The 23,288-nt window shown below is 46.8% G+C and carries 24 protein-coding genes; 5 read left to right on the top strand and 19 right to left on the bottom strand.

Annotated elements, in window-relative coordinates:
• Positions 1-37 precede the first annotated feature (37 nt).
• Positions 38-946: a hypothetical protein gene (locus tag BT127_RS05440; RefSeq protein WP_075424011.1), complete on the top strand. Its 909-nt coding sequence runs from the start codon at positions 38-40 to the stop codon at positions 944-946.
• Between the two features lie 9 nt (positions 947-955).
• Complete coding sequence (locus BT127_RS05435; RefSeq protein WP_075424010.1) at positions 956-2,146, top strand: adenylosuccinate synthetase; 1,191 nt, start codon at positions 956-958, stop codon at positions 2,144-2,146.
• A 198-nt stretch (positions 2,147-2,344) separates the two neighbouring features.
• On the opposite strand, the gene ppdK is transcribed toward BT127_RS05435, so the two are convergent.
• Positions 2,345-4,969: a pyruvate, phosphate dikinase gene (gene ppdK / locus BT127_RS05430; protein WP_075424009.1), complete on the bottom strand. Its 2,625-nt coding sequence runs from the start codon at positions 4,967-4,969 to the stop codon at positions 2,345-2,347.
• Positions 4,970-5,308: 339 nt separating this feature from the next.
• Here ppdK and BT127_RS05425 point away from each other — a divergent pair, with 339 nt between their 5' ends.
• From BT127_RS05425 to glmU, 3 genes are all read left to right on the top strand, one after another.
• Positions 5,309-5,512 (top strand): hypothetical protein, encoded by a 204-nt coding sequence (locus BT127_RS05425; RefSeq protein ID WP_075424008.1) that lies wholly within the window; start codon positions 5,309-5,311, stop codon positions 5,510-5,512.
• A 95-nt stretch (positions 5,513-5,607) separates the two neighbouring features.
• Positions 5,608-6,777: an alpha/beta hydrolase gene (locus BT127_RS05420; protein ID WP_075424007.1), complete on the top strand. Its 1,170-nt coding sequence runs from the start codon at positions 5,608-5,610 to the stop codon at positions 6,775-6,777.
• 3 nt (positions 6,778-6,780) lie between these two features.
• Positions 6,781-8,151 (top strand): bifunctional UDP-N-acetylglucosamine diphosphorylase/glucosamine-1-phosphate N-acetyltransferase GlmU, encoded by a 1,371-nt coding sequence (gene glmU / locus BT127_RS05415; RefSeq protein WP_075424006.1) that lies wholly within the window; start codon positions 6,781-6,783, stop codon positions 8,149-8,151.
• A gap of 61 nt (positions 8,152-8,212) precedes the next feature.
• Here glmU and BT127_RS16205 read toward each other — a convergent pair whose 3' ends face one another.
• From BT127_RS16205 to BT127_RS05320, 18 genes are all read right to left on the bottom strand, one after another.
• On the bottom strand, positions 8,213-9,541 hold the full coding sequence (locus tag BT127_RS16205) for a GDSL-type esterase/lipase family protein (protein WP_082334904.1): 1,329 nt from the start codon (positions 9,539-9,541) through the stop codon (positions 8,213-8,215).
• 68 nt (positions 9,542-9,609) lie between these two features.
• Positions 9,610-10,017 carry a dockerin type I domain-containing protein gene (locus BT127_RS05400; protein WP_075424005.1) on the bottom strand — a complete coding sequence of 136 codons (408 nt, stop codon included), beginning with the start codon at positions 10,015-10,017 and terminating at the stop codon, positions 9,610-9,612.
• A 169-nt stretch (positions 10,018-10,186) separates the two neighbouring features.
• Entirely contained in the window at positions 10,187-11,134 is a 948-nt protein-coding gene (locus BT127_RS05395) for a transketolase family protein (protein WP_175541913.1), read from the bottom strand.
• A 4-nt stretch (positions 11,135-11,138) separates the two neighbouring features.
• On the bottom strand, positions 11,139-11,990 hold the full coding sequence (locus BT127_RS05390; protein ID WP_318257167.1) for a transketolase: 852 nt from the start codon (positions 11,988-11,990) through the stop codon (positions 11,139-11,141).
• 156 nt (positions 11,991-12,146) lie between these two features.
• The gene (locus BT127_RS05385; RefSeq protein WP_075424003.1) at positions 12,147-12,971 is read right to left on the bottom strand and encodes a Cof-type HAD-IIB family hydrolase; all 825 of its coding nucleotides are present in this window, start codon (positions 12,969-12,971) and stop codon (positions 12,147-12,149) included.
• 4 nt (positions 12,972-12,975) lie between these two features.
• Positions 12,976-13,890 carry an RluA family pseudouridine synthase gene (locus tag BT127_RS05380; protein WP_075424002.1) on the bottom strand — a complete coding sequence of 305 codons (915 nt, stop codon included), beginning with the start codon at positions 13,888-13,890 and terminating at the stop codon, positions 12,976-12,978.
• On the bottom strand, positions 13,883-14,371 hold the full coding sequence (gene lspA, locus BT127_RS05375) for a signal peptidase II (protein ID WP_082334903.1): 489 nt from the start codon (positions 14,369-14,371) through the stop codon (positions 13,883-13,885). The genes BT127_RS05380 and lspA overlap by 8 nt, the downstream gene beginning before the upstream one ends.
• A 79-nt stretch (positions 14,372-14,450) precedes the next feature.
• Positions 14,451-15,071: a DivIVA domain-containing protein gene (locus tag BT127_RS05370; RefSeq protein ID WP_075424001.1), complete on the bottom strand. Its 621-nt coding sequence runs from the start codon at positions 15,069-15,071 to the stop codon at positions 14,451-14,453.
• Between the two features lie 12 nt (positions 15,072-15,083).
• Positions 15,084-15,842, bottom strand: a complete 759-nt coding sequence (locus BT127_RS05365) for a YlmH family RNA-binding protein (RefSeq protein ID WP_075424000.1) — start codon at positions 15,840-15,842, stop codon at positions 15,084-15,086.
• Complete coding sequence (locus BT127_RS05360; RefSeq protein WP_075423999.1) at positions 15,842-16,327, bottom strand: cell division protein SepF; 486 nt, start codon at positions 16,325-16,327, stop codon at positions 15,842-15,844. Before BT127_RS05360 ends, BT127_RS05365 begins: the two co-directional genes overlap by 1 nt.
• A 134-nt stretch (positions 16,328-16,461) precedes the next feature.
• The gene (locus BT127_RS05355; protein WP_075423998.1) at positions 16,462-17,166 is read right to left on the bottom strand and encodes a YggS family pyridoxal phosphate-dependent enzyme; all 705 of its coding nucleotides are present in this window, start codon (positions 17,164-17,166) and stop codon (positions 16,462-16,464) included.
• Complete coding sequence (locus BT127_RS05350; protein WP_075423997.1) at positions 17,156-18,427, bottom strand: biotin/lipoyl attachment domain-containing protein; 1,272 nt, start codon at positions 18,425-18,427, stop codon at positions 17,156-17,158. Before BT127_RS05350 ends, BT127_RS05355 begins: the two co-directional genes overlap by 11 nt.
• A gap of 12 nt (positions 18,428-18,439) precedes the next feature.
• Entirely contained in the window at positions 18,440-18,679 is a 240-nt protein-coding gene (hfq, locus tag BT127_RS05345; RefSeq protein WP_075423996.1) for an RNA chaperone Hfq, read from the bottom strand.
• A gap of 104 nt (positions 18,680-18,783) precedes the next feature.
• On the bottom strand, positions 18,784-19,737 hold the full coding sequence (gene miaA / locus BT127_RS05340; RefSeq protein ID WP_075423995.1) for a tRNA (adenosine(37)-N6)-dimethylallyltransferase MiaA: 954 nt from the start codon (positions 19,735-19,737) through the stop codon (positions 18,784-18,786).
• Positions 19,721-20,386: a hypothetical protein gene (locus BT127_RS05335; RefSeq protein WP_075423994.1), complete on the bottom strand. Its 666-nt coding sequence runs from the start codon at positions 20,384-20,386 to the stop codon at positions 19,721-19,723. Before BT127_RS05335 ends, miaA begins: the two co-directional genes overlap by 17 nt.
• Positions 20,387-20,400: 14 nt before the next feature.
• Positions 20,401-20,685 (bottom strand): hypothetical protein, encoded by a 285-nt coding sequence (locus tag BT127_RS05330; protein WP_075423993.1) that lies wholly within the window; start codon positions 20,683-20,685, stop codon positions 20,401-20,403.
• A 19-nt stretch (positions 20,686-20,704) separates the two neighbouring features.
• A complete protein-coding gene (gene mutL, locus BT127_RS05325) occupies positions 20,705-22,741 on the bottom strand; it encodes a DNA mismatch repair endonuclease MutL (protein WP_075423992.1) in 2,037 nt (678 codons plus the stop codon).
• A 109-nt stretch (positions 22,742-22,850) separates the two neighbouring features.
• Positions 22,851-23,276 carry a hypothetical protein gene (locus BT127_RS05320; protein ID WP_075423991.1) on the bottom strand — a complete coding sequence of 142 codons (426 nt, stop codon included), beginning with the start codon at positions 23,274-23,276 and terminating at the stop codon, positions 22,851-22,853.
• Positions 23,277-23,288 lie beyond the last annotated feature (12 nt).

Raw genomic sequence — 23,288 nt, 5'->3', positions numbered from 1 at the left:
CTGAAAATAAAATTTTAATACTTTAGGAGGTACTATTATGGGATACGGTTCATGGAGTTCAGCAGATTGGAAAAAATACTCATCTGCAAAGATCAGCGGCAAACGAGTTAACGACATCTACAATGCAACGAAGATAGACAAGAAGTATGATCCGAAGTACATTAAAGTCAGAGAAAGCTTTGATTCGGCAGATCACCCCGTAACTACGCCTATTATAATAGGTCTTGACGTTACAGGTTCGATGAGCGATCTTCTGGATGTAACAGCAAAGCGTCTCGGTGAAATGGTCAAGGATATAATTGAACGCCAGCCTGTTGAAGGTCCGCAGATAATGTTCTGCGCCGTAGGTGATTCAAGATGCGACCGTTCACCTTTGCAGGTAACACAGTTTGAATCGGATATTCGTATCGCAAGCCAGCTTACAGAACTGTGGTTCGAGCGCGGCGGCGGCGGAAACAACTTCGAGAGCTATCCGCTGGTATGGTATCTTGCGGCAAACAAGACAAAAACAGATGCATGGGAAAAGCGTCAGCAGAAAGGCATCATATTCACACTGGGCGATGACGGATTCCCCGAAAAACTGCTTGCAAAAGAGATAGAAAAGGTGTTCGGCGACTATGTAAAGGAGGATATCGATACAGAGGCATTGCTTGCACAGGTCAGCAGACGTTACGATGTTTTCCACCTTATGGTTATGGACAGACGAAGCGAAAGCACTGTAAAGCTGCCTAAGTGGCGTGAACTCATGGGTGAAAGAGCTATCGCCGTAACGGATGTAAACGCTATACCCGAGATAATTGTATCGCTCCTTGAAAGCGTTGCAGGAAGAGAAACAGAGGATATAATCAATTCGTGGGACGGCGATACACAGCTTGCTGTAAGGAACGCTCTCGGCGGTCTTCCGACACAGAAAAGGGGAGCACTGAACAGCATTATCAGATTCTGAGGTGATGATATGAAAAAAGCATATTCGGTCATAGGAGCAAATTTCGGCGACGAGGGGAAAGGACTTATGACAGACTTTTTCTGCCGCACAAGTGACAGCGTTATTAATATCAGGAGCAACGGCGGAGCGCAGGCAGGCCATACTGTCTGCACAGCCGATGGAAAAAGGCATATCTTCTCCCATATAGGCTCCGGCAGCTTTGCAGGTGCAGATACCTATCTTTCCGAGTATTTCATCCTTAACCCCATGCTTTTTTCAAAGGAACTGGATCCACTCGGAAATGATACAGGAAATATCTTCATCGACAGACGATGCAAGGTAACTCTTCCCTGCGATATGCTGCTGAATCAGTTCGCTGAAACGATTCGAGGAAACAACCGTCACGGCAGTTGCGGAGTTGGAATATTCGAGACTATCGTCCGCAATCGTGACAAGAGATACGGTCTGGACTATGACTATGTGCTGAAAGCGGACAGGGGTACTTTAAAGGGTGAGATAAATAAAATTAATGTGGGGTACTGCATGAAGCGTGCCGAAGAACTGGGGATCACAGGCACTGCAAAAGCAGAATTGATGGATATACTGAAAAATGAGATGCTGACAGAAAATTATCTCGACGATCTGTACGCTATGGCTGCAATGTGTTACGATACCGATGAACAGATAGTCGAGGAATACGATACCGCTGTATTCGAGGGAGCACAGGGACTTATGCTCGATCAGAACAGAATGGATTATTTTCCAAACCTGACTCCCTCGGATACAGGTATGAAGAATATACGCGCTATACTTGACAGGCTCGGAAAGCGTGATGCAGAAGTCTGCTATGTTACAAGGTCGTTCTTTACACGTCACGGCGCAGGCAGATTTGATACGGAATCAATGACTGTCGCAGAGGAGTACGGACTTTATGACAAGACTAATGCTCCCAATGAATTCCAGGGTGTTTTCAGATACGGCTGGTTCGATCTTCCAGAATTCATGGCTTCAATTGCACTGGACAGAAAATACATAGCAGAGGACGATAGGATATCTATAGCTGTAACTCACCTTGATATGACGGACGGCATGATCCTTTGTCCCACAGGTAAACTGATGCCCGAGGACATCGCATATATGTCAAAGGCAGATGCACTTTACAAGGTAAGCGGCGAGACAGCTGAAGACGTTTCAGTCAGCCTTTCAGAACATGTGAAATGATCGTACCGCATTGACCATAGTATGAACAAAAGTCCTCACAGCCGGAACTGTGAGGACTCGTTGTTTTTATTCAGATAAACACATTAACGTGAATATCGTGCCAATTCAGAATTCTATGCTTTTCATTCTTCGCAAGGAAGAACTCTTCAGCACAATTTCTAAACAGCGTAAAATCACCGGTTTTGACGTGTTTCCGAATTACTTGTTTGCGATAGCAGCCTGAGCAGCAGCAAGACGAGCGATCGGAACACGGAAAGGTGAGCAAGAAACATAGTCGAGGCCGATCTTGTGGCAGAACTCAACAGATGTAGGATCACCGCCGTGCTCACCGCAGATACCGCAGTGGAGCTTTGGATTTACAGGCTTACCGAGCTTGATAGCCATTTCCATGAGCTTACCAACACCGGCCTGATCGAGCTTAGCGAAAGGATCGTTCTCGAAGATCTTCTTGTCGTAGTAAGCGCCGAGGAACTTACCAGCATCGTCACGTGAGAAGCCGTAAGTCATCTGAGTAAGGTCATTAGTACCGAAGCAGAAGAAGTCAGCGTTCTTAGCGATCTCGTCAGCTGTAAGAGCAGCTCTTGGGATCTCGATCATAGTACCAACTTCATACTCGAGGTTAGCGCCAGCCTCAGCGATAGCAGCGTCAGCAGTCTCAACAACGACCTTCTTAACGTACTTGAGCTCCTTAACATCGCCAACGAGTGGGATCATGATCTCAGGCTTAACGTTCCAGTCTGGGTGATTCTTCTTAACATTGATAGCAGCCTTGATAACAGCCTTAGTCTGCATAGCAGCGATCTCAGGATATGTTACAGCAAGACGGCATCCACGGTGACCCATCATTGGGTTGAACTCGTGGAGAGAAGCGATGATATTCTTGATATCAGCAACTGACTTGCCCTGAGCCTTAGCGAGAGCTTCGATGTCAGCCTCTTCTGTAGGAACGAATTCGTGGAGAGGTGGATCCAGGAAACGGATAGTAACAGGGTTACCCTCGAGAGCCTCGTAGAGAGCCTCAAAGTCGCTCTGCTGCATTGGCTCGATCTTAGCGAGAGCAGCTTCTCTTCCTTCAACAGTATCTGAGCAGATCATCTCACGGAAAGCAGCGATTCTGTCAGCCTCGAAGAACATGTGCTCTGTACGGCAGAGACCGATACCCTCAGCGCCGAGCTCTCTTGCCTTCTTAGCGTCAGCAGGAGTATCAGCGTTTGTTCTAACCTTAAGAGTTCTGTACTTATCAGCCCAAGCCATGATTCTTCCGAATTCACCAGCGATCTGAGCATCAACAGTAGGAATGATACCGTCATAGATGTTACCTGTTGTACCATCGATTGAGATATAGTCGCCCTCTGTGAATGTCTTTCCGCCGAGCTCGAACTTCTTGTTAGCTTCATCCATCTTGATGTCGCCGCATCCTGAAACGCAGCACTCACCCATACCACGAGCAACAACAGCAGCGTGTGAAGTCATACCGCCGCGAACTGTGAGGATACCCTGAGCAGCCTTCATACCTGTGATATCTTCAGGAGAAGTCTCGAGACGAACGAGAACAACCTTCTCGCCCTTTGCAGCCCACTCTACAGCGTCATCAGCTGTGAATACGACCTTACCGCAAGCAGCACCAGGTGAAGCACCGAGTCCCTTGCCGATAGGAGTAGCAGCCTTAAGAGCCTTAGTATCGAACTGTGGGTGGAGGAGAGTATCGAGGTTTCTTGGATCGATCATAGCAACAGCTTCCTGCTCTGTCTTCATGCCCTCATCAACGAGGTCGCAAGCGATCTTAAGAGCAGCCTGAGCAGTTCTCTTACCGTTTCTTGTCTGGAGCATATAGAGCTTCTTGTTCTCAACAGTGAACTCCATATCCTGCATATCGTGGTAGTGGTTCTCGAGAGTCTGGCAAACTTCCTTGAACTGAGCGAAAGCCTCTGGGAATGTATCAGCCATCTGCTGGATAGGCATAGGAGTACGAACGCCTGCAACAACGTCCTCACCCTGAGCGTTAGTCAGGAACTCACCCATGAGCTTCTTCTCACCTGTAGCAGGGTCACGAGTAAATGCAACACCTGTACCGCAGTCGTCGCCCATGTTACCGAATGCCATTGACTGAACGTTAACAGCAGTACCCCATGAGAACGGGATATCGTTATCACGTCTGTAAACGTTAGCTCTTGGGTTATCCCATGAACGGAATACAGCCTTGATAGCGCCGATGAGCTGCTCCTTAGGATCATCAGGGAAATCTGTACCGATCTTAGCCTTATACTCAGCCTTGAACTGTCCAGCGAGCTCCTTGAGGTCGTCAGCGTTGAGCTCAACGTCCTGTGTAACGCCCTTCTTAGCCTTCATTTCGTCGATAAGCTCTTCAAAGTACTTCTTACCAACTTCCATAACTACGTCAGAATACATCTGGATGAATCTTCTGTAGCAGTCCCAAGCCCAACGTGGGTTATTTGACTTTTCAGCGATTGTATTTACAACAGTCTCATTAAGACCGAGGTTAAGGATAGTATCCATCATACCTGGCATTGAAGCTCTTGCACCTGAACGAACAGAAACGAGGAGAGGATTCTCCTTATCGCCGAACTTCTTGCCTGTGATTCCTTCCATCTTTACGATATACTCATTGATCTCAGCCATGATCTCATCAGAGATTCCGCCGTCCTCATAGTACTGAGTACAAGCCTCTGTAGTGATAGTGAAGCCCTGAGGAACAGGGAGACCGATGTTTGTCATCTCAGCCAGGTTTGCGCCCTTACCGCCGAGAAGCTCTCTCATGTTGGCATTACCCTCTGAGAAAAGGTAACAATACTTATTTGCCATTGGTGTATACCTCCATAATTTTAACATTCTCGGATATGGAATGAAATGAGACACAGCGAAAAAGCCTGTCCTAAAACATGCCACACCGACTTATAATTATTATACCACAAAACCCTAAAAATTACCATATAGAATAATAAAAAAATATTTGGTTAGTTTTATTGCATTTTACACAAAAAAAAGTGAAAAGAAATAAATATAGGAAAAATGACTTGCATTTATTGTTAAAGTATGTAAAAATAAGGATATCAGACTTTTTCCTGCTGAAGGCGTTTCGGATACATAGGCATATCCTGTGGCGGGAAGAAGAAATAATGTTTGAATACAGGAGGAAGAATTATGCTTACATTAGCTATCAGTATCATTTTCTGGGTAAAGAGAGACTCAAAAAATCTTGGAATAGCAGCGATCGCTTTAAGTGCCCTCGGCGCTATCCTTGATCTGGTAATGTACGGACCTGCAGGAATCATAGATATTATCATGCTGGTCGTAAACGTTCTGGTCTTTTTAAAGATGAACCACAAGGACGACGATCTGTATTAAAGGGAAAAAACGTTGGTAAGTTTTTGTTGCCGTTAGTTTTCGTGAACATTAGCCGTAAAAATAGTCGTACTTTAATTAAAGGAGGATATCAAAGCATGAAAAAAACAGCTTTAGTTCTGCTGCTGAGCAGCTTGCTTGCTGCACCTTTGACTTCGTGTGATCAGAAGGCTCCGTCACCTTCAAGCTCAGAGGAAGCAGTAACAGAACAGGCAGCAGAAACCGTTTCAGAAACAGAATTTGAAGCGGAAGAATCTACAGAGACTGAAACGGAAGAAGTAACTGAACCTCAGTATTTCAGCGAGCTTGTTTATCCGGACACAATGACAGAGAAGGAAAAGTCATGTACATGTTATCGTGATGTAACTATAACACACCCTGATAAAGCAAGTAAGATCGGAGTGTATTATGCATCCTACGAAACTTCTAAGACATTCAGGGAATTACTTGCAATGGAAGACAGTATCCGTGAACTGAAAATATATGACGAAGAGCTCGATACGACCTATCTTGCACATATAATACTGCCGCCTGACTATGATGAAAATAAGAAATATCCCATATTTCTCATGAATGACGCACAATACTGGTTCAATCGCATACCTGAAATATGGGCTCTTATCAATGACGGAGAGACAGAACCGTTTATAACAGTTACCCTCGGGAACGACTATGATTCGGATGGCTATTCCGATGATGCACGTTTTGTGAAATTCGTTCTTGATCAGGAAAAACTGCTTGATTTCATTACTAACGACCTTATGAAGCTTGTATCACTTAATTATAAGACGGACAGCAGCCGCAGTGTTTTCTTCGGACATTCACTCAGCGGACTTTTTGCTCATTATGCGCTCTGCAATTCGGATAAGTATGAAGATCAGCCCTTTGCAAGCTATGTTATAGGCAGTCCCGCATTGTGGACTTATCATTTCGCTAAACCGGGCGGATTTGATATAAGCCTTATTCCCGATCAGCATGCATTTGAAAGAGAGTTTGATTATTTTGAACGCAATGAGACTATGGACAAAAACGTATTCATATGTGCCGGGGGCGATGAACACTATGAGTTTCCAGCACCCGATCTTGCAACGATCCCCGAGGATTCACAGGCGCTTTTTGACAGACTTGCTTCTCACGGCGTTAATGCAGAGATAATGATATATGAAGGCAAAAATCACATGAATTATGTTGGGGATATGTTCCTTGAATACCTGAAAAAGACATTTCCGGCAGGGGATGTATCCGAAAACCAAACACAGGAGGAATAGACAATGAACAAGGCTGTTATTCTTGCAGGAGGTCAGGGAAAACGCATGAAGGCTGATATGCCCAAGCCGCTTTTCAAGGTTCTCGGCGAACCGATGCTGGAGTGGGTGATATCCGCATGCGAAGGCTCCGGAATAAGCGATATCTGCGTGATAAAAGGCTTTAAGGGCGAGATGATAGACGAGTATCTTGGCGGCAGGTATACAACCGCGCTTCAGGCAGAAAGACTCGGTACAGGTCACGCAGTAATGCAGGCTATCCCGTTCCTTAAGGAGGATACGGACGGCAATACACTTGTACTCTGCGGCGATGCACCTTTTATCGATGCTGAGACTATCAGGGAATCCCTTATGCTCCACAAGCAGAACGGCAATGCTGTTACAGTCATCACAGCAGAACTCGATGATCCCTTCGGCTACGGAAGGATAATCCGTACAAAGGGCGGTATAAGCGGCATAGTAGAGCAGAAGGACGCTACTGACGAGCAGAAGGCTATCAGGGAAGTAAATTCGGGAGCTTACTGGTTCAACACAGCGGACCTTATCGATCTTCTCGGCAAGATAACAAACGATAATGCACAGAATGAGTATTATCTCACAGATACTATTTCTCTTGCAATAGCAGAGGGCAAGAATGCAGGTGCGTACAAGTCTGAAAATGCAGACATCATAAAGGGCGCAAATGACAGGAAGGATCTGCTTGAGCTCAATACCTATGCACGTATGGCAGTCATTGACAAGCACCTTGCAAACGGTGTTGAATTCACCTGTACAGACGGCGTTATCATCGAAAGGGACGTCGAGATAAGTGCAGGAAGCGAGATACTTCCGAATACGATACTCCGCCGCGGTACTAAGATAGGAAGCGGCTGTAAGATAGGTCCTTTCTCGGTAGTTGAAAACTGCACGGTAGGGGACAATGTAGTGATGAATACCGCTCAGGCTTACGATTCTGTTATCGAGGACGGCGTTACAATAGGACCTTACGTACATATCCGTCCCGACAGCACTATCAGAAGCAATGCTCATATCGGCGATTTCGTTGAGATAAAGAACTCATCCATCGGTGAAAAGACTGCCATAGCTCATCTTGCTTACATCGGCGACAGCGACCTCGGCAAGAAGGTAAATATCGGTGCGGGAGCTGTAACGGTCAACTTTGACGGCGTAGAAAAGAGCCGCTGTACTATCGGTGATTACAGCTTCGTCGGAAGCAATACCAGTCTGATAGCGCCTATCAAGCTTGGCAAGGGCGTTTATACTGCCGCAGGTACGACAGTTACAAGGAACGTTCCCGACTATGCTCTTGCGATAGACAGAGGCGAACTTAAAGTCAACGAAGGCTACACCCTCAGGAAGATGAACAAGAAAAAGTAATAAAAAAGCAGCCATAAGGAGAATGATGCTCCTTATGGCTTTTCTCTTTGATGTTAATCGATCACTTCTTGTTGGAATTGAAGTAGTTATAGCTGTTTTCTTTTCCGCCTGTTGAAAGATAGGAATAATAAACCAGAACTGATGTAGCATCGCTGGAATCTATCTTCTTATCCTTGTTGATATCAGCAGTGTCGCGGAGTCTTTCCGTAATAACGTTTGAACCGCCTGTGGATACTGATGAATAGTCTGTTAGTATGAGTGTAGCGTCGCTGGAATTTACGAAGCCGTCGAGGTTTACGTCTCCCGGGATGAGACCTGCGGCTTCGAGGTAGGTCTCATAGGCATTTACAGGGTAATTCTCTATATCACCAAGCTTTGCGAAAGCAGATGTGAGAAGGTTCGATTCATACTTGTGGTCCTCACCGATAACGTTGAGCAGTGTTGAGGCTATAGCAACATGACCTGCCTGATTCGGATGTATATCGGTATTTTTGTTCTGCATATTATCGAAGTAATACGCACAGCCGTAGAGTGAAGGCTCATCCTTTGAGGTGAATGTACCGTAAACGTCTGCGGTCTTTATGCCTTTAACGCCGTCAAGCTGACTGCTGAAGCTTGCGAGTATCTTCTCAACAGAAGGTTCAAACTGTTCGAGGACATCTGCATAGGAAGAATAGCTCGTCTTTATAAAGTTCTCATCCAGCTGAAGCGGATCGTAAATGTTCTGAATGATGATCTCGGCATCGGGATTCATTTCCTTGATAGTGTCGCAGATCTTCTGTATATTGGGTATTACAGAGGTCTCTATGACTCTCGGGTACTTATCGGCATTCTTGTCTGTTGAAACGAGGCGAAGGTTTGCTGTAAGTCTTACGAGCATATTGTTGAGAGCGCGCTGATTTGCGATACTGCCCTTTGCATAGCTTGAAAGTGCAGCACGGTCAACGAGCTTGTTAAGGTCGTTGAAAGTTGGCTCTTCAGGGACATCAGCAGCTGTGAAGCCCTCTTTCAGGAGACTTGCGCTTGCAGCGAAATCGAGGATATACTTTATTGCGTACTGTGCAATGTCATTGCCGCCGATAGAGATAAGGAACAGATCTGCGTCCTTGACTGCGGCAGTCTGGTCCTTGTCGAGAGAACCGAGCTGTGCGATGAGATCCTCTGTATCATAGCCTGATACGGCATAGTTTTCAACCGAACCCTTAAGGTAATCGGCGCATAACTGACCGTAGTTGTATTCGCCCTCTGAAAGCGATGTACCTGCGGCGATGCTGTCGCCAAATACTACTATCTTTTTACCGTCTCCGTATTTTTCTGCGGAAGCAGGCATGCATGTTAAAGCAGATAGTGTCAATGCTGCTGCGAGTATTGCAGAGATACTTTTCTTCATGGTCTTTTCCCTCCGTTATAGCTATATTATCAATGAAGCTCTGCTTTTATCACAGAGCTTCATTTTTATCAGTTTTGTGTTGAAACGGGAAGGTGAGTTACTATATTCGCATCAAATTCAAGCAAAGTATTGTAATCATCCATATCAACACCGTTTCCGCGGTTGTGAACGTCAGCCTTATCAAGTGCAGTGTCACTGAGCGGATTCTTTTCAGGATCCGCGAGATACTGATTAAGTGCGTAAGCGTCTGAGAGGTCGAACTTACCGTCCTCGTTAACGTCACCGCAATCGAAATCGCGTGTCTTCTGAACTGATGTAGGTGTTATATCTGCGCCGTTCAGGTCAACGCCTGAATCGATGGTTATAGAATCCTGACTGCTCTGTACGGGTGCGGAAGAAGTTCCTCCCGAACATGATGAAAGCAGGCATACTGCGGAAGCACATGCCATTATGGCAGCTAATGCTCTTGGTTTCATGTTTATCCTCCTGTAATAATATAGTAGGCCTTTATAAGGCGATATCTGTATGTATTTACATTATAGCACATCGTTCATTAATTTACAAGGGATTTTTCAAACTTTTGGCAGAATGGGATGCTTTTACAGAAAAAAGGCAGCCCCGAAGGACTGCCCTTACAGCAATTTATTACTTGTTCTTAACTGCTTCCTTGACTGTCTTTGCGATATTGTCAGCGCTCAGGCCGAATTCCTTAAGAAGTTCAACAGCAGGACCTGAATGACCGAATTCGTCGTTTACGCCGATCTTGACAACAGGAACAGGACAGCATTCTGTAACTGCCTCTGCAACAGCTGAACCGAGTCCGCCGATGATGCTGTGCTCCTCAGCAGTAACGATAAGACCTGTCTCCTTTGCACACTTGCAGATGAGTTCCTTATCGAGAGGCTTGATAGTGTGGATATTGACAACTCTTGCAGAGATGCCGTCAGCTTCGAGAGCCTTTGCAGCTTCGAGAGCTTCGTTAACCATAAGACCTGTAGCAACGATAGTAACATCCTTGCCGTCCTTCATAACAACGCCCTTGCCAAGCTCGAACTTGTAGCTTGCAGCGTCATTGATAACAGGTACTGCAAGACGTCCGAATCGCATATAAACGGGACCGTTGAAATCGAGAGCAGCCTTTACAGCAGCCTTAGCTTCAACATCGTCGCAGGGATTGATGATAGTCATACCGGGGATAGTACGCATGAGAGCGATATCCTCGTTGCACTGATGTGTAGCGCCGTCCTCACCGACAGAGATACCTGCATGAGTAGCACCGATCTTTACATTGAGGTGTGGGTAGCCGATAGAGTTTCTTACGATCTCGAAAGCTCTGCCGGCAGCGAACATAGCGAATGTGCTTGCGAAAGGTATCTTGCCTGTAGTTGCAAGACCTGCTGCAACGCCCATCATGTTAGCCTCTGCGATACCGCAGTCGAAGAAACGGTCGGGATAAGCCTTCTTGAAAATACCTGTCTTTGTAGCAGCAGCGAGGTCAGCATCGAGGACAACAAGCTCCTTGTATTCTTCTGCAAGCTCCTTAAGAGCTTCGCCGTAGCTTTCTCTGGTAGCCTTTTTAATGATATCTGCCATAGTATTAGTCCTCCAATTCCTTTAACTGTGCGCTGAGCTCTGACATTGCCTGATCGTACTGTTCCTTGTTAGGAGCTGTACCGTGCCAGCCGACCTGATTTTCCATGAATGAAACGCCCTTGCCCTTTGTAGACTTCTGGATGATAGCAACAGGCTTGTCTGTTATCTTTTCAGCAGCCTCGAAAGCCTTGTCGATGCTGTCGAAATCGTGAGCGTCCATAGTGATAACGTGCCAGCCGAAAGCAGCGAACTTGTCTGTTATAGGCTCAGGTGAACATACCTCTGTGATAGGTCCGTCTATCTGAAGTCCGTTATTGTCAACGATAGCAACGAGGTTGCTGAGGCCGTAGTGAGCTGAGAACATAGCAGCTTCCCATACCTGACCTTCTTCGATCTCGCCGTCGCCGAGGATAGTGTAGACCTTGTATGACTTGTTGTCTATCTTACCTGCAAGAGCCATACCTGCAGCAGCAGAGATGCCCTGTCCGAGAGAACCGCTGGACATGTCAACGCCGGGGATGTGGATGCAGGGATGTCCCTGGAGAAGTGCGCCGATGTGACGGAGCGACTTGAGCTCATCCTCTGGGAAGTAGCCCTTCTGAGCGAGCACTGAATAAAGTGCGGGAGCAGTGTGTCCCTTTGAGAGAACGAGACGGTCTCTGTCGGGATCCTCGGGATTCTTTGGATCAACATTCATCTTGTTGAAGTAAAGGTAAGTAAGTGTGTCGCTGATCGAGAGTGATCCGCCGGGATGACCTGATTTAGCGTTATAAGTGCCTTCGATAACGCCCATTCTGACTTTGCAGGCTATTTTCTGCAGATTCTTTTTTGTAGCTGAGTCCATATTAACCTCCAGTTTTATTTTATTATCAGACGGCTAAGCCGTATTTTATGATAATTCATAATGATCGGACTATAATGTCCGTATTTAATTGTATCGCAATTTATGAAAAAAAGCAATACCTTTTTTGCTGAAAATGAATCAGTAAGCAACAAATCATTGGAATTACGTTTACTTGACGCATTTATCGATGATATATTCAATGAGTTCCGCAACAGCACCGTCGTCGTTGGTATGTTCAAGCACGAGGTCTGCGCTGCTTTTGACAACTTCCTCGGCATTTGCGGGACAAGCTCCCAGATCGGCAGTTTTTATCATTTCCAGATCGTTGTCGAAATCGCCTATCGATACGAAGGTGAAGCCCTCCATACCGTCGAGAGTGCGGTATTGTTCAAGAGCCGAACCCTTGCTGACTCCGAGAGGGAGCATTTCAAGGAAAATGTCCGAAGACTTTACAAAATCGGCGTATTTATCGCATCCAAGCTGTCTGACCGTAAGCTCCATGAGTCCCACATCCTCGGGTGCAAGTGAGAACAGCACTTTAAGCCAGCCGCCGTCCTCGATATCGGGAAGCTCACGGTATATGGGGACTATGTTGCAGATACGTGTATGAAGCTGCTGATACTCGGTATTGCTGAATACATATGTACCGTCGGTCTTAAGCACCTCTCCGCCTGCCTGCGGCATCCTTCCGAGAAGCTCTATTGCCATTTCCTTAGCCTTATCGGGCAGGGGATGAGTGTAAAGAGTCTTTCCGCTGACGTAGTCGTGGATAGCTGCGCCGTTGTACATGATAACGGGCATATCCAGTTCAAGCATAGCTACGTACTGCTGGAAAGCCTGAATAGTACGTCCCGTAGCCACGGTGAAGTGTCCGCCGAGACTGCGGAAGCGGTCGATAGCTTTGCGGTCGGTATCGGTTATCTGCTTTTTCGAGTTCAGCAGGGTGCCGTCCATATCGCTGAGGATGATGACTTTTGAAATATCTTCAAACAAGGTATCACATCTTTTCTAATTTGTTGAGGACCGACACGAAGTAGTCGGGAAGGTCGCTTACGAACTCCATATACTCCTCTGTAGTCGGGTGGATGAAGCCTATTTTACGGGCATGGAGACACTGTCCCTCCAGTCCCTTGTAGGGCTTTCCGTAGACATCGTCCCCGAGTACGGGATGACCGATGTAGGATAGGTGGACACGTATCTGATGAGTACGTCCCGTTTCAAGGCGAAGCTTTACGTGAGCGTATCCGCCATACTGCTTTATCACTGAGTAGTGAGTTACGGCATTGCGCGAATTTTCGGTAGTTACGCACATTTTCTTGCGGTCTGTCTTATGGCGTCCGATAGGAGCGTCAACAGTACCTTCGGGTTCCTTGAAGTAACCGACAGCAACAGCTTCGTATTCTCTTGTGAAGCTGTGTTCCTTTATCTGTTCCGCAAGGTGAAGGTGGGCACGGTCGTTTTTAGCGACTATGAGAAGTCCGCTGGTGTACTTGTCTATGCGGTGGACTATACCGGGACGTATGACTCCGTTGATGCCTGAAAGGCTGTCTCCGCAGTGGAACAGCAGCGCGTTCACGAGAGTTCCGCTGTAGTTTCCGTGGGCAGGGTGTACCACCATACCTTTCGGCTTGTTAACAACGAGCAGGTCGCTGTCCTCATAGACGATATCCAGCGGTATATCCTCTGGTACGGCATCCATAGGCTGAGGTTCGGGAAGAGTGACTGTCACAGCTTCTCCGCCTTTCAGCTTGTAGTTCTTGCTGACTGCTTTTCCGCTTACCAGTACTGCAGAATCAGCGATAAGGTTCTGAACGGCGGAGCGTGTAAGCTCGGGGATGTTCTCGGAGATATACTTATCTATTCTTGTTCCCGCAGTTTCGGCGGGAGCAGTAAGCTCTATGATATCACTCATTTTTCTCCGCCTTTGCTTTTTTCGGTTCGATGAAAAGTACGTATATTATAGCCAGAATACATGCCACGGTCACATAGATATCCGCAACGTTGAAGATAGCGAACCTGAACAGCTTCAGCTCGAACATATCAACAACATAACCGAAGCGTATCCTGTCGATGAGGTTGCCGATGCCGCCTGCAATGAACAGAGCTATGACGAATGAGAGAAACTTCGCATTCTTTTTATATGCAATGAACATACCGATCACAGCGGCAGCGATCACTATAGAAGTGAAGCCGATAAGGAACCATCTCTGTCCCGACATGCTTCCGAAAATAGCGCCTGTATTTTCGAGGTAAGTAAGGTCGAATATCTTTGTATCGCCGAACTTGATGAAATCCATACTGCCGACGGGCATAAGTGAATGAACAGCCCAGTATTTGACTATCTGGTCTGCGGCAATAAGGATCGGTATAAGTAGTATCAGAAATATTATCACAGGGATATCCTTTCAAATAATATGCCTGCTGTCTGATGCGGCAGCAGGCTTTTCGTTGATTTTCTGATGAGAGCAGCGCTTATTCAGCGTCCTCTTCAAATGCATTTCCTGCCTCAGCTTCAGCGGCAGCTGCAGCAGCGGCTGCTTCTTCCTCTGCGGCAACAGCAGCAGCGATCTCTTCAGCAGTCTCTACCTCAGGCTCTGCGCCTGTAGCTTCAGCGAAAGTCTCGGGCATTGAAGAAATGAGTTCGAGGTGGCTCTTGTACATGTCGAACAGACTCTTCTTGAAGTCTGCGACCTGCTGCTGCGCCTCAACGAGAGCAGTTTTCTCCTTAGCGATCTCAAGGCGGTTCTTCTCCATTGCCTCAGCGTGCTGACGGACAGCCTCGTCCTCAAGCTCATCAGCCTTAGCCTGAGCTTCTGCAAGGATCTGCTTAGCCTTTTCGTTAGCCTCATCAATTACCTGATGACCCTGCTTCTGAGCGCCGAGAAGAGCATCCTTAAGGGCATCCTCGTCCTTCATATACTCTCTTACCTTGTCTGCAAGTATCTGGATCTTGTTGTTAGCTTCTATACGGTCGCGTTCCATTTCATCCAGTTCAGCTTCGAGCTGGGAGAGAAATTCGTCGATCTCCTCCTGCTTATAGCCGAATGCAGCCTTTTCAAATCTTTTATTTCTTACATCTTTTGAAGTAATCATAACTATTCACCTCTATACATATTTTCGCAGATTTATGTGTATACGGCCTTTACGGGTAAGACCGTCTATACCTGAAAGAATAAATCTTCCGCATCCTCGTATCGACAGGATATCGCCTTCTTTGAGCTCGTGAGAGACCGAAGTGACGGTAAAATGGTTGATATCCACTTTTTCGCCGCGGATAAGGTCCGCTGCATTGGAGCGGCTGATATTTGCCGCAAGTCCGACAATGCAGTCGAGACGCATTGAAGCGACTGTTCCGCCTATTTCCTTGAATTCCTGTTCATGTTCCAGTACAAAGGGCTGTTCATCGGTGATCCTGACGCCGATCCTGCCAATCTTGCTTACGGATGACATAATATCCTTAGCGGCAATTTCGGTGACAAAGGCCTGCGCATTGCCTTCGTCGGTAATAATATCTCCGATGACCTCGCGCTTCAGTCTGAGAGCCATGAATGAACCGAGAAAATCGCGGTGTGTGAGCTTGTCCTCTTTGCGAAAAGTGAAAGTAAGACAGACCATAGGGAACTCGTCCATAATGAAGTCCTGACAGTAATCGGGATAGAAAGCGAGCATTTTACGTCTTGCGCCGTCATAGCCGCCGTAGAGCGTATAACACATACCGCCTGCATTCCGTCTGCACCAGGCTTCAGCTTCGGCACACTGCCGTTCGTCGAGGAAGGGTGAGAATACAGCGCATCCGTTTCTCTCACTTTGTGAAAGAAGGTCGCTGAGTCTTGCTGAGAAAAGCTTATCCGAAAGGGGATCCATCAGATAAATACGCCGTTGTTTTCGAGTTCGCCCACGAGGTCTTCACCGATAAAGCCAACGTTGTAAGGAGTTATGATATAAGTAAGGTTAGCAACGGGCTTGAGGCTTCCGCCGTTAGCGTAAGCAACACCTACGAGGAAATCGATGATTCTTCTCTTGTTTTCGGGAGAAGCAGTCTCGAGGTTGAGAACAACAGTCTTCTTAGCGATAAGGTGATCGGCGATCTGCTTTGCATCTGTGAAAGCGGAAGGCTTAACAAGAACTACCTGAAGCTGAGCAGTTGTCTGGATATTAACTACCTTGTTGCGTCTGTTAGGCTCTGCAACGGGCTCTTCACGCTCAACTGCGTTAGTCTGAGCAGCATATGCAGCCTGACGCTGTTCAACTCTTTCAGCTCTTTCGCTTCTCATAGGAGTATCGGCATAATCCATGTCCTCATCCTCGGCAGCGAAGAAGAAGTCCTTAAGGTTGTCAAAAATTTTCATAATAAATAATCTCCGTTTCTCCGCACATTTTCTATATCGCTGATCTGCCCTGCGGTAGGCAGTTCACACGAACCCCTGAGAGGGAAGTTCCCTGTATTCAGAGGATTTTGTGGGATACTTACAGCTATGCCGTTTCAGGCATTTTTTGTTCCGTAGTCTCTTGCACCGAAAAGGCCGGTGCCGATCCTTACGATAGTAGAGCCGTGCTGAATGGCTTCTGCGTAATCATGAGTCATGCCCATAGAAAGCTCGTCCATGGAAATGCCACTGATATTTCTGTCTTTTATATTGTTGAATAGCTCCTCCATTTTTCCGAGGAAGATATCTCCGTCGGAGGGGGGAGGGATAGTCATAAGACCTTTTACCCTGATGCCTTCGAGCTGAGCGAGCTGTTCAAGGAGGGGGACAAGTTCAGAAGGAGAGACACCGCTTTTCGAGTCTTCACCGCCGATATTGACCTCGCAGAGAACGTCCATAGTCTTGCCGTGGATAGCGGCGAGACGGCTTATCTCAGTTCCGAGTTTAAGGCTGTCCACTGACTGTATCATGGTCATAGGTTCTATGATGTATTTTACTTTATTGGTCTGCAGATGGCCGATAAAATGGACTTCAGCAGAGGGATCATAGCTTTCCTGCTTTGAAAGGAACTCCTGAACGCGGTTCTCACCGAGGAGTCCGATGCCGAGGCTTACTGCGTAATTGACAGCCGCAGGTGAGACTGTTTTGGTAACAGCCATGATACGCGGCATAACGCCGCCGCGGTACTTGTCCGCAGCTTCAGCGGCATTTTCTTTTATGACCCGAAGGTTTTCGCTGATATATCCGAACTCATTCTTCATCTGCTTCAACACCTTCAATCAGAATATTGTCATAAAGAGCGAGATAGCTTTTATCGTTGTCGTGTGTTTTCGAGAGGACGTAATTGCTTCCCTCGAATTTGACATCGATCTTCTTGAATTCTACCTGTTCGCCCTTCATTATGTAAACTCCCTTGCAGTTTACGGTCTTTTCCGAGACCTCACCGCTTTCGGGGTCTGTTACTGTTTCGGTAACGTCGGCGAAGCGTATCGCATCACGGGGAACTTTAAGTCCCTGAACGTCATTCTTGATGAGTTCTGCTGTTTCGGTGCGGTGCTGAACGAGGTCATAGTTGAATGCACTGCACTCTATAATGAATATACTTCTTGCAGGGTCGCCCTCATCGCGTATATTCTTTATGACAGCGTCGTATGTATCGCTTCCCGAATCGAATCTGAGCTTGACAGATTCGCCGATATTGTATTCTTTTTTTGAGTTGTCAATAACTCCTGCAAGGTACCATCCGTAGCCTTCGATGAGTTTTCCGACCACTGTTTTATCTGTACTTCTGCGGTCGGTGATCTTTTCGATCTCTCTTATGGATATGGTATTTATGCTGTCGGGACCGAGTTCAAACTCATAGCCGTCCGCATAGCTTGCGAAATAGGCTGAACGAGAGGATTTGATCTGTTCCTTCGGCTTTACGGAACTGACCTCGAGCTGAGCGAGTTCCTCGTTGATATCAGAGATCTGTTTTGAGAAATCCGTAACTTCTCCTGTAATTATCTGATAGGTACTCATATCAACGATAAGGTCATCCATAAGATTTTTAAGCTCGGGATAATTTTTCATATCGCGGCAGTAGATAAGGCTGCGGTAGCTTTCCTCTATATTAGCGGAAAGGCTTGCGGGCTGGGCTGACTGGAGCGTTCCCGGGTTCTGTATTTTTTTAAGAATCTCAAGTCTTCTTGTAAGCCCTGCCTTTTCTCTGTTCACGCTGATCTGTTCATCTGTTGGATAGACCTGAGCGATAACGGTATTGATACCGAGCTTTCCACCGTCTGCGACGTTATAGCTCAGAACGCCGTCTCCGCTGTAGGTAAGCACTTCTTCATCGCGGATAAACACGCCCTTGAATTCTTTGGAAGAGTGGGCTTCTGCCATAAGGGCGACAACTGTTTCTGCTTCGCGGTTGCGGAAGAAATTCACTGCGATACTTATAAATACTATTATTATAAGGATGAGCACAGCATCGCGAAGGAGTCTTATAGGCAGGATGCTATCCGATCTGTTTACGCGCATCAGATCACCGTCTTATTCGCTTTTCTCCGAAGCGTCAAGAATAGAAACCGACTTTGCAGGTATAATAGTTGAAATTGCGTGCTTATAAACGAGCTGCTGCTTACCGTCGCAGTCGAAAATAGCAACATAGCTGTCGAAACCTCTTACCATTCCCTTGAACTGGAAGCCGTTAGTGAGGATAATAGTAACGACGATACGTTCTTTTCTGCACTGGTTGAGAAAAACGTCCTGCAGATTGATAGTTTTGTTCATACACATTCTCCGTTCTTCAATATATTCGGGTGTGCAGCCCACAGACCTGACGAGCGTCGGGACGCAATACGTCGGGTATATAGAAATACACACAATACATTATATCATATATTTCTGTAATTTGCTATAGTATTTTTTGATTTTTGAAAAATTTCATTCTTTTTACTAAAATCTTCGGTCATGATCCACCTGATACGCTCATTTCTTCTAAACCATGTAAGCTGTCTTTTGGCGTATCTTCGTGTTTCTTGTTTTATTTTGTCGATACATTCCCAGAGTTCAGCCTGTCCCTCGAAGTAGGGAATGAGTTCCTTGTAGCCGATAGCGTTGGCGGCTGTCTTCATGCCGCTCTGCTGCCAGAGCTCCCTTGCTTCCTCCACGAGACCTGCCTTAAGCATCTGATCCACACGGAGGTTGATCCTTTCGTAGAGTATCGCTCTGTCCGTGGAGTTAAGACCGATGATGAGACTGTCATAGGGACTCTCCTCGCATCTGCTCTCGGCTTTCAGGTCGCTGAACTTCCTGCCCGTTACGTGTATGACTTCAAGGGCGCGTACAACTCGTATGGTGTTGTTCATATGCATGGAAGCGGCGGCTTCGGGATCCTTTTCAAGAAGCTCGGCGTACAGGACGTCATTTCCCTGAGTTCTTGCGATATCGTAGAGGGACTGCCTGTAGGCTTCGTCGTTCTTTACTTCCGAGAAGCGGACGTTGTCAAGGAGCGAATCGATGTAAAGTCCCGTACCGCCGACGATAATCGGCAGTTTACCGCGGCTGAGTATATCACGGATACATTCGTTTGCGAGCTTCACATACTCTGCGGCACTGAAAGAAACGTCCCTGTCCAGAAAGCTGATGAGGTGATGAGGTATGCCCTGCATCTCTTCTTTAGTGGGTTTTGCTGAGGCGATATCCATACCCTTGTATATCTGCATGGAATCCGCAGAAACTACCTCTCCGCCGTATTCCTTTGCCAGTTCTATGCCGAGAGCGGTCTTTCCCGAAGCGGTGGGACCGACTACCGCAAGGACAAAGGGTTTGTTATTCTTTTCGTTCATTATCAGTTTCTCCCGACTGTATGAGCTTTTTCTTTCTGCGCCTGTTATGTATTAAATAAACCACGCCGAATATGGTCATTGCTATAAAAAGTATCCACGGTTTGATATCATCCAAAGGTCCGAGTTTGTAGCTTAGTTCTTCTCCGTCTGCATAAAGATTATATGGAGATCTCCTCATAAATACAGGCGTTATATGCTTTTCTTCTGTGATACCGAGGATATTTCCGTCCTTGTCACAGTAAGCCACCTTTATATACGGAAGCTCCTTAAAGAGGTCTGACCAGTCTTCAAAACCGATCTTATTATGAGACTGTGCAGGATCTATCCTGTCTCCGGTATAATAGAGATCAGCGTTGAACATCAGGCTTTTGTAACCGTCCTTGTCATACTGTGCGATCTCACAGGTGTGGTCAACTCCAAGAAGATCCTCATAGTCTATATTTGTCTTTCTTACCTTGTTCCAATCACCTTTCGCAAGAACATCCGCAAATACTGTGCCTTCAGGCATTTTTCCGAGATTAAGATAAAGAAGCTGGGTGGAGCTGGCGCTTATCATAATCCTGCTTATGATCCATAAGACAACGAATCCCAAAAGAACAAGATATACTGCTTTGAATACTACTGAAAAAACTTTGGATGATCGTTTCATGATAACCTCCTGATTTATTGCTTTTTGCTCTCGGTTTCTTCTTCCTCCTCAGCTTCCTCAACTATCTGAGTCGGCTCTGACACAAAATTATCGTAAACTGTTACTATTGTTTTGGCGCAGATGGATGCCGCAAGAACTCCCGGAACGAATGCAAGGGCGAATACCATAGCTGCACGAACGAACTTGTTTTTACTTTTTACTATATCGGGACGTTTGATAAACAGTGACATTATTCCGATAAATGCCACTGCAAAGCAAGCCAGTGTATACCACATCTTTTCGCTGATATGGAAATGCATCGGGGGATTCTCCTTTCCGTCAGGTTCTTTTGAATTGGTGGTCGATATTGTATTTGGTCATGGTGAACATGACAGGTCTGCCGTGAGGGCAGTGTCTTATTTTCTCGTCGTAGCAAACCTGTTCCACAAGGGCCTTCATTTCCTCGGGAGTGTTCTTGTCGTTGGCTTTTATAGCCGATTTGCAGGCAACTGTGTGGAGGATATCGTCCAGCGCTCCCGACTGCGGATCGTGCTTGTGAAGGCGGAGATTGTTTGCAACTTCGCAGATTATCTCCTCCATATCCAGTTCCATTATAAAGGTTGGGACTGCCGTAGCTACGATGCAGGGACGCTGTGTGAAATCGAATGTGAATCCCATATCTGCAAGAAGCTCCTGATTGTTTTCCATAGCGTCTATCTCCTCTGCTGTAAGGAGAACCTTGATGCCGTTCAGGAGAGTCTGGCTGTACTGTCGGCAGTTGCGGCTTTTCAGACGCTCGAAAATGATACGTTCGTGGGCGGCGTGTTTGTCAATGATTATCATTTTGTCGCCGCTCTCGGCAATGACGTAGAGTCCGAATGCTTCGCCGATTATGCGTATATCTGGGAATTCCTCGTGGAGCCTGTCCTCGGGAGAACTCTGCTTTACAGGTTCGGGTGCGGAATGGACGGGCTGTTCAAAGGACTTTGAGCTGAGATATCTGAATCCCTCTACCTGTACAGGAGGTTCGGTGTGAACAGGTTCTGACGGTGCAGGGATAGTCTCCTTGTGTGCAACGACAACATCGGGACGGCCGAAGTCCTTGAAGGCTTCTATTCCTACGGTCTCAAGTACCTCATCCGCATCGTTTTCTGACGGAGATCCCGAAGGAGTTTCTGCCGCAGGAGTGAAAACCTCATGCTTTACAGGTTCGGAAGGTGCGGACTGCGGAACAACTGCGGCGGACGGAGACTCTGCAAGAGCCTGTTCGGCCTTTGGGATGTCCTCTACGGGAGTGAACATGAATTCCTGCTGTGCAAGCTCCTGAGGCTCTTCCGCAGGCTTGGTCCAGTCTACTTTGGGCTTCAGCTCGAACTCGTAGATAAGTCCGTTTTTCATCAGTGCGTCCTTGACCGCGAAGAAAACCGCATCCGAGACAGTTTTCTCGTCGGTGAACCTGACTTCCGCCTTTGCAGGGTGTATGTTTACGTCCATAGCGGAAGGGGCGAGGTCTATCATGAGTATGCAGGCAGGGAATTTGCCTGTCATTATCATGTTGGTATAGGCGTTTTCAAGGGCAGAGGAGCAAAGGCGTGTGCGGACGTATCTGCCGTTGACAAAGAAGTTCTGGAATGCTCTGTTGTTGCGTGAATACAGCGGCTTTACAACGTATCCGCTCACCTTTACGCTGTGGTACTCGTAGTCTACGGGGATGAGGTCACGGGCAAAATCACGTCCGTAAACGGCATAAACGGCGGAAAACAGCTCTCCGTCGCCTGCCGAGCTGAACTCCATACGGTTATCGCGTATGAGCTTGAAAGCTACATCGGGGTGAGAGAGAGTTATCTTCTGCATTATCTGGCTTACCGCATTTGCTTCGGTAACGTCCTTTTTCATGAACTTCGCCCTTGCAGGCACATTGTAGAACAGGTCACGTATAATTATCGTAGTTCCGTCGGGACAGCCGCCCTTTTCGTGGGAGACTTCATTGCTGCCCTCGATAGTATAGAGAGTACCGTACATTTCGTCCTTTTGCTTGGTCATTACCTCAACTCTTGCAACGGCGGAAATGGAGGCGAGAGCTTCACCTCTGAATCCGAGAGTGTTGATGTTGTCAAGGTCGTCCTTTGAGACTATCTTGCTTGTAGCGTGACGGAGAAAGGCGGTAGGTACATCCCCGAAAGCCATGCCGCAGCCGTCGTCACTTACACGCATATAGGTAGCTCCGCCGTTTTTTATCTCGACGGTAACGTGCCTGGCGCCTGAGTCTATGGAGTTCTCCACAAGCTCCTTTATTACCGACGAGGGACGTTCTATAACTTCACCTGCTGCGATAAGTTCCGATATTTCCTTGCTTAGTACGTTTATTGGCGGCATAGTTTTCTCCTTTCGGTTATTTGCAGTGTTGCCTGTATGTGACGTTCAGCGTGCTGAGCGGTAACGGACAGAAGTTCCGATACCGCTGTTGTTATCAGTTTATGGCTTTTTACCATGTGCGGAGTATATCAAGCATATTCTGTGAATTGATCTCCTGGTCTTCAAGCTCTTTTTTCGCATTTGCGCCTATTATTATCTTGAAACGCTTCTTCTTGCCGTCCTCAGTGAACTTTATGTCCGTATTGTATGCCTTTGAGAGCAGTATCCTGCTGAAATGCATGGACTGCACATCGGAGCGTGAGATAGTATGGAATGTAACGGTATTTTCCGCAACTATGCTGAGAAGCGACATTACTACAACGAAAAGAGTGTTATTGTCGTCGGAAAGTGCCGCATATCCCCAGCGGACGTTTTTGTTAGAGGCGAGAAATCCCGAAAGGTCGGTCATTGTGATGTATATGGGAGAGTGATAGCTTACGCCGAATCTTCCGAGGTAATCCTCCATTTGTTCGCGGTTTATCTTGGCTGTAGACATAGTGTTGACCTC

The organism is Ruminococcus sp. XPD3002 (assembly GCA_900119535.1).
Taxonomy (GTDB): domain Bacteria; phylum Bacillota; class Clostridia; order Oscillospirales; family Ruminococcaceae; genus Ruminococcus; species Ruminococcus flavefaciens_H.
The sequence above is the reverse complement of the archived record's forward strand: the minus strand, read 5'-3'. Positions and strand labels throughout refer to the sequence as shown.

Bases quoted from the DNA above. Each gene is read 5' to 3' on its own strand.
- BT127_RS05370 (WP_075424001.1), bottom strand. From the start codon at position 15,071: ATGATTACTTCAAAAGATGTAAGAAATAAAAGATTTGAAAAGGCTGCA.
- BT127_RS05420 (WP_075424007.1), top strand. From the start codon at position 5,608: ATGAAAAAAACAGCTTTAGTTCTGCTGCTGAGCAGCTTGCTTGCTGCA.
- BT127_RS05400 (WP_075424005.1), bottom strand. From the start codon at position 10,017: ATGAAACCAAGAGCATTAGCTGCCATAATGGCATGTGCTTCCGCAGTA.
- ppdK (WP_075424009.1), bottom strand. From the start codon at position 4,969: ATGGCAAATAAGTATTGTTACCTTTTCTCAGAGGGTAATGCCAACATG.
- BT127_RS05355 (WP_075423998.1), bottom strand. From the start codon at position 17,166: ATGAAGAATGAGTTCGGATATATCAGCGAAAACCTTCGGGTCATAAAA.
- glmU (WP_075424006.1), top strand. From the start codon at position 6,781: ATGAACAAGGCTGTTATTCTTGCAGGAGGTCAGGGAAAACGCATGAAG.
- hfq (WP_075423996.1), bottom strand. From the start codon at position 18,679: ATGAACAAAACTATCAATCTGCAGGACGTTTTTCTCAACCAGTGCAGA.
- BT127_RS05435 (WP_075424010.1), top strand. From the start codon at position 956: ATGAAAAAAGCATATTCGGTCATAGGAGCAAATTTCGGCGACGAGGGG.
- BT127_RS05350 (WP_075423997.1), bottom strand. From the start codon at position 18,427: ATGCGCGTAAACAGATCGGATAGCATCCTGCCTATAAGACTCCTTCGC.
- BT127_RS05380 (WP_075424002.1), bottom strand. From the start codon at position 13,890: ATGAGTGATATCATAGAGCTTACTGCTCCCGCCGAAACTGCGGGAACA.
- BT127_RS05335 (WP_075423994.1), bottom strand. From the start codon at position 20,386: ATGAAACGATCATCCAAAGTTTTTTCAGTAGTATTCAAAGCAGTATAT.
- mutL (WP_075423992.1), bottom strand. From the start codon at position 22,741: ATGCCGCCAATAAACGTACTAAGCAAGGAAATATCGGAACTTATCGCA.
- BT127_RS05320 (WP_075423991.1), bottom strand. From the start codon at position 23,276: ATGTCTACAGCCAAGATAAACCGCGAACAAATGGAGGATTACCTCGGA.
- BT127_RS16205 (WP_082334904.1), bottom strand. From the start codon at position 9,541: ATGAAGAAAAGTATCTCTGCAATACTCGCAGCAGCATTGACACTATCT.
- BT127_RS05425 (WP_075424008.1), top strand. From the start codon at position 5,309: ATGCTTACATTAGCTATCAGTATCATTTTCTGGGTAAAGAGAGACTCA.
- BT127_RS05365 (WP_075424000.1), bottom strand. From the start codon at position 15,842: ATGGATCCCCTTTCGGATAAGCTTTTCTCAGCAAGACTCAGCGACCTT.
- BT127_RS05440 (WP_075424011.1), top strand. From the start codon at position 38: ATGGGATACGGTTCATGGAGTTCAGCAGATTGGAAAAAATACTCATCT.
- miaA (WP_075423995.1), bottom strand. From the start codon at position 19,737: ATGAACGAAAAGAATAACAAACCCTTTGTCCTTGCGGTAGTCGGTCCC.
- BT127_RS05360 (WP_075423999.1), bottom strand. From the start codon at position 16,327: ATGAAAATTTTTGACAACCTTAAGGACTTCTTCTTCGCTGCCGAGGAT.
- BT127_RS05395 (WP_175541913.1), bottom strand. From the start codon at position 11,134: ATGGCAGATATCATTAAAAAGGCTACCAGAGAAAGCTACGGCGAAGCT.
- BT127_RS05330 (WP_075423993.1), bottom strand. From the start codon at position 20,685: ATGCATTTCCATATCAGCGAAAAGATGTGGTATACACTGGCTTGCTTT.